Origin of the sequence: Streptomyces sp. NPDC055966 (genome assembly GCF_042269865.1) — a bacterium.
In the GTDB taxonomy this organism is placed as follows: domain Bacteria; phylum Actinomycetota; class Actinomycetes; order Streptomycetales; family Streptomycetaceae; genus Streptomyces.
The window spans coordinates 22,497-31,466 of sequence record NZ_JBHJYK010000046.1 but is presented as its reverse complement, the minus strand read 5'-3'; the positions used below and the strand labels follow the sequence as shown (position 1 = coordinate 31,466).

Annotated in this window: 9 protein-coding genes and 1 pseudogene; 6 read left to right on the top strand and 4 right to left on the bottom strand. The window is 68.8% G+C overall.

Annotated features, from left to right (window positions below; genetic code table 11):
- Positions 1-1,415, top strand: a 1,415-nt coding sequence (locus ACFC8N_RS47230; RefSeq protein WP_376295902.1) for an alkaline phosphatase family protein, incomplete at its 5' end; no start/stop codon positions are given.
- Between the two features lie 132 nt (positions 1,416-1,547).
- On the opposite strand, the pseudogene ACFC8N_RS47225 reads toward ACFC8N_RS47230, so the two are convergent.
- The 3 genes and pseudogenes from ACFC8N_RS47225 to ACFC8N_RS47215 all read right to left on the bottom strand — a co-directional run.
- Positions 1,548-1,928: pseudogene (locus tag ACFC8N_RS47225) on the bottom strand (glycosyltransferase); the annotation flags it as partial.
- 125 nt (positions 1,929-2,053) lie between these two features.
- Positions 2,054-2,818 (bottom strand): hypothetical protein, encoded by a 765-nt coding sequence (locus tag ACFC8N_RS47220; protein WP_376295901.1) that lies wholly within the window; start codon positions 2,816-2,818, stop codon positions 2,054-2,056.
- Positions 2,815-3,126 (bottom strand): PadR family transcriptional regulator, encoded by a 312-nt coding sequence (locus ACFC8N_RS47215; protein ID WP_376295900.1) that lies wholly within the window; start codon positions 3,124-3,126, stop codon positions 2,815-2,817. The genes ACFC8N_RS47220 and ACFC8N_RS47215 overlap by 4 nt, the downstream gene beginning before the upstream one ends.
- Before the next feature lie 150 nt (positions 3,127-3,276).
- On the opposite strand from ACFC8N_RS47215, the gene ACFC8N_RS47210 reads away from it, so the two are divergent.
- The 5 genes from ACFC8N_RS47210 to ACFC8N_RS47190 all read left to right on the top strand — a co-directional run bounded on the left by ACFC8N_RS47210 (position 3,277) and on the right by ACFC8N_RS47190 (position 7,338).
- Complete coding sequence (locus ACFC8N_RS47210; protein ID WP_376295899.1) at positions 3,277-4,233, top strand: hypothetical protein; 957 nt, start codon at positions 3,277-3,279, stop codon at positions 4,231-4,233.
- A 267-nt stretch (positions 4,234-4,500) separates the two neighbouring features.
- A complete protein-coding gene (locus ACFC8N_RS47205) occupies positions 4,501-4,932 on the top strand; it encodes a peptidoglycan-binding protein (RefSeq protein ID WP_376295898.1) in 432 nt (143 codons plus the stop codon).
- 101 nt (positions 4,933-5,033) lie between these two features.
- The gene (locus ACFC8N_RS47200; RefSeq protein ID WP_376295897.1) at positions 5,034-5,915 is read left to right on the top strand and encodes a helix-turn-helix domain-containing protein; all 882 of its coding nucleotides are present in this window, start codon (positions 5,034-5,036) and stop codon (positions 5,913-5,915) included.
- 352 nt (positions 5,916-6,267) lie between these two features.
- Positions 6,268-6,789: an RICIN domain-containing protein gene (locus ACFC8N_RS47195; RefSeq protein ID WP_376295896.1), complete on the top strand. Its 522-nt coding sequence runs from the start codon at positions 6,268-6,270 to the stop codon at positions 6,787-6,789.
- A 162-nt stretch (positions 6,790-6,951) separates the two neighbouring features.
- Entirely contained in the window at positions 6,952-7,338 is a 387-nt protein-coding gene (locus ACFC8N_RS47190) for a hypothetical protein (RefSeq protein ID WP_376295903.1), read from the top strand.
- 395 nt (positions 7,339-7,733) lie between these two features.
- Here ACFC8N_RS47190 and ACFC8N_RS47185 read toward each other — a convergent pair whose 3' ends face one another.
- Entirely contained in the window at positions 7,734-8,960 is a 1,227-nt protein-coding gene (locus tag ACFC8N_RS47185) for a hypothetical protein (RefSeq protein WP_376295895.1), read from the bottom strand.
- Positions 8,961-8,970: the final 10 nt, after the last annotated feature.

Genomic DNA, 8,970 nt, shown 5'->3' with positions numbered 1-8,970 from the left:
ACACCACCACCCCCTCGGACTCCTTCCCCGGCATGACCGCCCAGGTCACCGGCGGCGGCCCGGGTACCACCGGCATCTACTACGACGACGTGTACGACCACGCCCTGCTCCCGGCCGGCACCACCCACTGCAAGGGCGTCAAGCCCGGCGTCGAGGTGGACATGACCGAGGACATGGACAAGAACAAGGCCTCCCTCGATGCCGGCCAGGGCCTGAAGAACCTGCCCGGCAGCATCCTGCAGATGACCGGCCGGCCGCAGAGCCTGCTCGACCCGAGCAAGCTGCCCGTCGACACCACGACCTGCAAGCCGGTCTACCCGCACTCGTACCTGCGGGTGAACACCGTCTTCAACGTGGCCCGCAAGGCCGGCCTTCGCACCGCATGGTCGGACAAGCACCTCGCCTACGACATCCTCAACGGCCCTTCGGGCACGGGCATCCAGGACCAGTTCTCCCCGGAGATCAACAGCGACGCAAGCGGCTACGCGGCCGGGAACGACTGGACCACCGACAACAAGGCGACGGAGCAGTACGACAGCTACAAGGTCAAGGCCGTCCTCAACGAGATCGACGGCTACGACCACTCCGGCAGTCACAAGGTCGGCACCCCGGCGGTCTTCGGCATGAACTTCCAGTCGGTCTCCACCGCGCAGAAGCTGCCCTCCTCCGACGGCCTCAAGGGCGGCTACGCCTCCAAGGGCGTCCCCGGCCCGCTGCTGCAGAAGAACCTCGACTACGTCAACACCGAGGTCGGCGCGATGGTCAAGGAGATCCGGGCCAAGGGCCTGGCCTCCAGCACGGACATCATCCTGTCCGCCAAGCACGGCCAGTCGCCCACCGATCCCACGGCCCTGACCCGCATCGACGACGGTCCGCTGCTCGACGGGCTCAACGCCGCCTGGAAGAAGAAGCACCCGGGCGCCGGCGACCTCGTCGCGCACTCCGTGGACGACGACGGCATGCTGCTGTGGCTGAACGACCGCTCCGCCGGGGCCACCTCGTTCGCCAAGCAGTACCTGCTGTCGCAGAGCGGCAAGGGCACCGACATCAACGGCAAGCCCACCAAGTCCTTCACCAACAGCGGGCTCAGCAGGGTCTACGCGGGCAAGGAGGCGGCCGAGTACTTCGGCGTCAAGCCCGGTGACGCCAGGGTCCCGGACCTGTTCGGCATCGCCAAGTACGGCGTGGTCTACACAGGCGGCACCAAGAAGATCGCCGAACACGGCGGCGCCCACGCCGACGACCTGAACGTCCCGCTCGTCATCTCCGGCGCCGGCACCCCCGCGCGCGTGACCAAGCCTGCTCAGGTCGAGACCACCCAGATCGCCCCGACGATCCTGTCCCTCCTGGGCCTGAACCCCCACGACCTGCAGGCCGTCCAGAAGGACCACACCCAGGTCCTGCCGGTCCATTGACCCTCGGCAACCTGTGACCCCGGCACGGGTGGACCGCGCGCAGAACAGCGTGCGCCCACCCGTGCATGCGTGCCGTCGTGGCGCGTTGACGTAGAGGTTGGCCCAGGCGGACAGGGCCTTGCGGTGCCGGGGCCAGTCGGTGGCGGTCGTGCCGCCCGCCATGTAGCGGGACCCGAGTACCACGGCGGCGTCCTTCGTCAGCAGGGTGTCGACCACGGCCGGGATCGCCGAGGCCGGGTGCGAGAGGTCGGCGTCCATCTGAACCACGACGTCGGCGACCTCGTCCAGTGCACCGGTCATCCCGGTGAGGTAGGCGCGGTCGAGTCCGTCTTTGGCGGTGCGGTGCGGCACGTCGGCGGTGTCCGGTGACTCGGCGGCGAGTTTGTCGGCGGCCTCGCCGGTGTCGTTGGGTGAGTTGTCGTCGACCATGAGCAGGTGAAGGTTCGGCGCCGGCAGGTCCGCGAGCAGGCCGGCCAGGACGGGCAGGTTGTCCCGTTCGTTGTAGGTCGGCACGACGGACAGCGACCTTCGGGGACACGGCGGTCATCGGCAACTCCTGGGTCAGGGGTCGGGAACGGTTCAGCGGTTACCGGCGCTCGGCGGTCGCGGAGCGCTGATCGCACTCCAATGGCTGGGGTCTACGCCCTCTTGTGCCGTAGGTCGTGGCCGGTGCTGATGGCCGTGGCGGCCAGGAGGCCCAGTGCCGTGCTCTCGGCCAGGGACCCTGGATGAGGAGCGGTCCGGACCATGGCGAGGAGGTTCTGGCTCGCGGCGAGGGTCAGTCCGGTTCCGATGTGCAGCAGGGCCGTGGACAGCCGGCGTGTGGTCGGCAGGGCGGCGGTTCGGGCGATGCGGGCGACGAGGACGCATAGGCGGAGTGCGACGAATCCGAGCGTGAGCCAGTAGGAGGTGACCGCGGCTGTGTCGGCGAAGCCGGTGAGGTGTTCGGCCATGCCGCTCCATGCCGTCAGGCACAGGGCGACGACCGCGGCGGTCGGAGCGGCCAGGGTGCGGACCGCCGCGGCGGTCATGCTGCGGAGCGCTGTGCCGCTCAGCGGGGGAAGTGGTGCTGCGAGACCGATGCCGAGCAGGAGCGGGGCGAGCCAGAGGCTGGTGGCGGGGTGGTGGATGTCGGCCGTGAGGGTGGTGGAGGGTTCGGCCGAGCGCAGCAGCAGTCCGGTGGTCGCGGTGAGCGCGAAGAGGGCGACGGTCACCACACGGCGGGTCTGCCCGGTGCACGTCTCGGGCCAGTCGCCGGGGTGCAGCCAGAGGCGCGCGGCCCCCGCGAGGGTGTCGGGCCAGGACCGGATTCCGGAGGCGGACACCTCGTGACGGATGTCCTCGCCCCATCGCTCGCGCACGGCCGGTGGGTAGAGCCGGGTCAGGAGCGTGGCCGCGTTCATGTCGGGTTGACCCCGAGCGCGCGCAGGCCGGCGGCGGAGATCCGGGCCATCTGCTGGAGTTCGGCGCGCAGTTGGTCGCGGCCGGCGTCGGTGATCTGCATGGTGCGGTGGCGTTCCTGGGGGTCGGCCGCTTCGTCCGCAGGCTGGATCAGCCCGCGCCCTTCCAGTCGGGACAGCGCGCCGTAGAGACTGCCGGGGCCGAGTCTGCGGCCGGTGAGCTCTTCGATCGCGGTGTTGATGGCGTATCCGTGCAGCGGTCTGTCCGCGAGGACGGTGAGCGCGAGCATCTGGGCGTCGTTGCTGTGCATGAGCCTCCTTCCCTCCGATCCACATACTACGAGCCGCGATACTACTTGTCATGTAGTACGAGGTGCGTACTATGGCGTGCCATGGAACACGTGATGGAGAACGGCCGGGCTTCCTCGGCCGCGGTGTGGGCGAGCCTCGGCGCGGCCGGTGTGTTCGAGGCGTTGACGGTGCTGGAGACCCAGGACAAGACGGTCAGGGCTGCCAGCCCGTGGCAGGACGACCCGTACGACGTGGTGGTGTCCCTGGCTCAGTTTGCGGTGCCGATGCTCGCGCTGGTGATCGCGTTACGGCTGCTCGTGTGGCGGGCGCCGGGCGGCGCGGACCGGGCGCGGCAGACGGTGCGTGCGGCGGGGGCGATGGTCACGCTGGTCGGGCTCACGGTGGTGTCCGAGTGGGCCGCGGTCATTGCCAGGACGCCTGCCTCATCCTCGGGGACATGGTCATCGGTGCTGACCGGCGGGCTGGTCGTCAATTCCGTACTCACCGTGGCGGTCGCGGTGTTGCTCGTGCGAGGCCGCCGAGGGCACGGCCCGGCCGACCCATGGCGGCATGACTGGCTCGGCGACACCGTCTTCCTCTGCCGACGGATTCCCGTACTGCGGCGCTGGGTCGGTCCGGACGCAGCCGTCTGGGTGCGCCGTCGCGCGATGACGGTGTTCGTCGCGCTGAGCACGCTGGCCGGGGCGGCCCTCACCAGTGCGCAGGCCATCGGCGAACGCTGGACGGATCCGCTGCTCATCGCCTGGTTTCTGGTCGTCGCAGCGACCTCCAACCTCGCATTCTGCGTGATCAGCAACGCGGTCGCGGGATTCATCGCCCGGCCGGCGCGTACCCGGCCCCGCCGTATCGCCGAGGTATCGGCCGTCGCCGGATGCGTCGCGCTCAGTGTGGCGACGGCGTTCCGCGACGCACTGTGGCCGATGTTCGGGACGGGATCGCTGACGTCCGTGCCGGCTTTGGCCGCCCTCACACTCGGCGCGGGTCTGGCCACCTCCCTCGTCACAGCCGCGCTCCTGCTCGCCTGCTTCCCGTACGCCTCCCTTGGCTTGCGCCGCCGCTTCGGCGCGGCCGCCACTCACCTTCGACGACCGGACAAGCACCGGTGAAAGGCGGGGCAGGCGGCATGCAGAGGGAACGCCCCCCCCCATGAGCATTTGGGGTCCGCTTGTGTGCTGATCTGGGTAAACGGTTGGCCTCCGGCGGCGGTGGCTCCTGTGTTCCCTGTGATTCCCCGCTCGATCTGGTGCGGTTGTGATGCGGGGCCAACTGGCTACACCAACCGGTTGATCACCGTCAGGTCCGTTGTCAGTGCCTGCGGCTATGGTTCCAAGCGCGCGGTCGGCTTCCGGGGGTTCCAGCTCCGAAGGGAATGGTTGCATCCCTGGCCTGTCTCGGGGCCGAAGACGGACGCGGGGGCGCGCTGGTTGCAGGGAAAGGTCGGAGCGCAGGCGGACGGCCTGTGGGGGCCGGCCACCGAATCCGCGTACTTCGGGTTCATCGCCGGCGGCGCGGGGCTCGCCGTGGACGGCGACTTCGGAACCATGACCGTACGCGCCACCCAGCGAGCGATCGGCGTCACCGGCGACGGCCAGTGGGGACCGGACTCGAAGCGGGCTCCGCAGCACCACCTCAACGCGTGGGGCAACGCCGGACTCGTCGAGGACGGCATCACGGGACCCGCCACCTACAAGGCGCTGCAGACCTCCCTCAACTCCATGATCGGCGCTGGTCTCACCGTCGACGGCGTCTGGGGACCGGCCGCGGTGAAGGCGCTGCGGACCGCCCTGGACCGGAGCAGGTTCTAGACACCGGAGCACGTTCCCGCGGCACGGCGCACTGTCGGGAAACCGTCCTTCCCTGGCCGTATCTTGTAATGCGCAGGACACGTACCAGGGGGGAACGGGTGATGACAGACCAGGGTGCCGAAGAGGCGCAGAGACCGGCGCGCGACCGACTCGTCGAGGAGATGCGTCGTATCAAGGAGGCTTCCGGGCTGAGCTTCGGGAAACTCGCCGCCAGGACGAACTACAGCAGTTCGTCCTGGGAACGCTTCCTCAACGGCAAACAACCGCCCTCCCGGATAGCGGTCGAAGAGCTGGCCGCGGCGGGCGGGCAGGCACCCGAGCGACTGCTCGCCCTCTGGGAGGAAGCCGCCGCGCAGGACTCGGAAGCCACGTCGACGACGGACCCCGAAGCCACGCCGACGACGGACCCCGAGGCCGAAACCGCTGCCGGGCCTCCCCACACGGTCACCTTTCTGCGCCGGGTGGCCCGGCATCTCGCCGCGGTCGGTTACATCGCCGTCGGGGCGCTGCTGGGAAGTCTGTTCACCGTGCTGCTGACGACCACCCAGCGCGGCGCGGCGGAGGGGAAAGAGCCGACGCCGGCGACGCAGTCGTCCGCCACGGTGGATCCGATCGCCCGGGAGACCAAGCCAGGGTGCCGCAGCGACACCTGCCTGTCCCGCGAACCCCAGGCGATGGACTGTCAGTGGGACGCCACCACGGTCCGTCAGACGTGGCTCCGCGGACTGCAGATCCAACTGCGCTACAGCCCGTCCTGCCAGGCCGTGTGGGGGCGGATCGAGAACGGGACGGTCGGGGACGAGGTGACGATCACGGACCGCTGGGGCCGCACGGACGATGCCCGGATACGGGTGGGCACCGACACCTACACCCGCATGCTGGCGGTGAGCCCTGGAGCCCCGGCGACCACGGTGACCATCTGCGGGCTGATACCGAGCCAGCGGGACAGGGAGTGCTCGCCGACGGCACCCCCTCAGACGTGACCGGCCAGGCCCCGTCCCGCCTGCCGATCGCGCACCGCGGCCAGTCCACCTCGCCACGTGCTCACGCCGTCGAAAGCGAGCGCCTTGTGCATCCCGTCAGGCGTCCCGAATCCCTGGTCATACAGGGCGCGAGCATCTCGGGACGTCCCAGGGACGCTCACACCCCCGGGGCGGCACGGCTCGCGCTGTACGGTCTGCAGCAGTGACGATCTCGGGCGAGAGCCCATCCGCCGAGGTCGTCACCTCAGGGCACTGCCTCACCGGCGAGCGAACGTCAATTGCAGGATGCCGACCCGGGGGCGGGAGGCGGCATGCCCTTGCCATCGACACATCAACGGGGGGAAATCCCTTCATGCGCAAGCGCATTGCGGCGATCACCACGGCCGCCGCAACGGTCGTCGGTCTGGGCCTCGCGGCCAGTCCGGCCCAGGCCGTCGACCGCTACAACTTCTCGATCAACATCGCGGACGGCCTCTGTCTGGACATCCTGCACAGCAGCCCCTCCACCGGAGCGACCGTCCAGCAGTGGTGGTGCAACGGCACCGACGCCCAGCAGTGGAACGTCCTTGACGCCGGCTCCCACTATTTCAAGATCCAGAGCGCCTCGTGGCCGCAGTACTGTCTGAACAACTGGAACGGTGGCGGTGCCGCCGGTGGCCCCGTCAAGCTCTACAACTGCGACAGCACGGACGATCTCTTCAACACGGTCGGTGCCGACCCGAGCAACTACGAGCAGTTCCAGCCGAAGGCGGCATCGTCGACGTGCGAGAACATGTCGGGCGGTCAGGACCTGGGCAACATCATGCGCCTCGCCCCGTGCAGCGACACGGGCCCCCACGCGCAATTCCGTCTGTATCGCCCTACCGGAATCTGACCGGCCGACAGCGAAGCGGCCGGGGGCTTCGCGCCTTTGGGCCCTTTGCCGCGGCAACAGCGGCGGGTGACCGGAGCGACTCGCCACCGGACCCGGCGTCCCACCGAACCCGTTCCACGTCCCTTGAAGTTCATGAACCGATCAAAGGAGCAGTAGCTCATCATGGCTCGATCTCGTACCACACGTCTTGCCCTCGCGGCCGCGTCCGGCGTCCTCGCCCTCGGCGGCACCCTGGCCACCGCGGGCCCGGCCAGCGCCAGCCCGGGCGACTCGGCGTGCGCCCCGAGCCCGCAAGGCTCCGTGTGCATCTGGGAGGACGGCGGCGGCTACGACGCCTCGTTCAGCAGCAACATCAGCGGCCTCGTCGACTTCAACCTCATCATCCACGGGGACACCCAGCACGTCGGTGACGGAGGGGCTTTCACGGTCTCCCCTGGCAGCAACAGCACCTACTACTTCGCCACGGGCACCCAGAGCTCGGCGTACGTCTGTCTGTACTCCCGCGACGGCCAGTTCTCGCAGGTCTGCACGCCGATACTCCGGGGCTGACCCTAGACAACAGACAAACCCCAGGTCGTTGACCTGGGGTTTCTCTCGTTCTCTCAGCAGATACACGGGGAATCGGCGGTTCACATCGGTGACCGAGTACTGCGGGTCCTTGGGCGCGGAGGGCTCGTAGGCGGCCACCACCTGCTCGCCCTGGTGTAGTTGAAACGTTTCCGTGGAAGCCAGTCGAGTTGATTTTGAAGGGGGCTGCCACGCTTTCACGACGGCGCTCAGCCACGTCGGCCAGAACGGGCCTTTAGTCGGGTAGCCGGATCACGTTGCCGTGACCCGGCTACCCGACTAAGGATGTAGATCCAGTCAGTCAAGCCTCTGCCACCTTTCACGGACTGACTTTCGGATACGCGGTAGGGAAGGAGGACGGTCGGTGTTGGGCAGCATCACGGCCGTGTGAACCGTGACGGTCGACGGTCGGCGGCAAGCGCGCTGAGGCGGTCGCCGATGACGGAGACACCAGGGCGGGGCTCGTTCGCGTAGTACCAGGGCTTGCGACGGCGCAGCAGCGACTCGCCGTGCTCTCTCCAGGTGAATCCGGGCTTCCGCAGCAGCTTTCGGAACACGGCGTCGACTGTCTCCGGGTGTGCGGCAGCGAGTCGGCGGATCGGCAGTGGCCCGATTGATTCCTCGCGCAGGTAGATGCGCAGCAGATCCTGGTACTGCCTGCGGCCCGCGAGCGCCGGGTCTGCGAACAGGTCTCGTAGCACCCCGTAGTCCGCATAGAAGTTGAGCCCGTCGACCTGATCGTAGATGACACCGATGGTGTCCGAGCCTGCCAGTTCCGGCGGCAACTCGAAAAAGGGCAGGTCCCGGCCGGGGAGCCGTCTGCCCTGGACACGGTCGGGATGTCCGGCGAGGGCGGAGTCCTGGCGGTGTCGGTAGTACGCGTTGAGGAGGTCCTCGGCTTCGGCAGGCGAAAGGACCAGTTCGTCGCCGCCGCAGACCTCGACGAACGCAGCCCGGTCCTCCCGCATCGCCTGCCACCCCTGCTCGACCTTCCGGGGGTTGCGGAAGACCAGTTCGGGTCGGCTGGTGGCCAGTTGCAGGGCGACCTGGGCGATCTCGGTGGCGCTGGACCTGGGGTAGCCCGACATCGCCCCGGACACCAGCCAGGCCTCGCCGGCCGAGTGGACCGGTACCAGACAGGTGTGGAGGAAGCTCCCCTTGGACACTCCGCGGAACGCCGCCCGCCCCACATTCGAGTACGTGCGGTACTCCAGGTCGTCGACCAGGTTCAGAAGGACGACGGCACCCCCTTCCTTCCGCTGGATCTCGAAGATGCCCTCGACCGGGTCGCGCCAGCCGAGCAACATCTCCCGGTCGGCGGCGGTCAGGTCCTTGCGCCCGGCGACGAACCGGTCCACCACGGTCGAACCGTCCGGCAGGCGGTACCGCAGGATGAAGTGGTCGATGATCCGGATCGCCTCGCCCTCGTCCAGCTGGCGCTCAGGCCCTGCGGCCTCCAGCAGGAGTGGCGTCAACCACCGGTCGAAGCGGGCGCTCTGCCCGAAGGCGACCAGCTGCCCTTTCAACGCGGCACTGCGCTCGATGAGGTCGGTCAGCGACGGTTCGCCGACGCGCCGATGCGTGCCCTGTACGGCGTCAGCCATGTTCAGCCCT

What these genes read in the sequence shown, in the direction of transcription:
- ACFC8N_RS47220 (WP_376295901.1), bottom strand. Translation starts at nt 2,818, where the DNA reads ATGAACGCGGCCACGCTCCTGACCCGGCTCTACCCACCGGCCGTGCGC.
- ACFC8N_RS47215 (WP_376295900.1), bottom strand. Translation starts at nt 3,126, where the DNA reads ATGCACAGCAACGACGCCCAGATGCTCGCGCTCACCGTCCTCGCGGAC.
- ACFC8N_RS47200 (WP_376295897.1), top strand. Translation starts at nt 5,034, where the DNA reads ATGACAGACCAGGGTGCCGAAGAGGCGCAGAGACCGGCGCGCGACCGA.
- ACFC8N_RS47195 (WP_376295896.1), top strand. Translation starts at nt 6,268, where the DNA reads ATGCGCAAGCGCATTGCGGCGATCACCACGGCCGCCGCAACGGTCGTC.
- ACFC8N_RS47190 (WP_376295903.1), top strand. Translation starts at nt 6,952, where the DNA reads ATGGCTCGATCTCGTACCACACGTCTTGCCCTCGCGGCCGCGTCCGGC.
- ACFC8N_RS47185 (WP_376295895.1), bottom strand. Translation starts at nt 8,960, where the DNA reads ATGGCTGACGCCGTACAGGGCACGCATCGGCGCGTCGGCGAACCGTCG.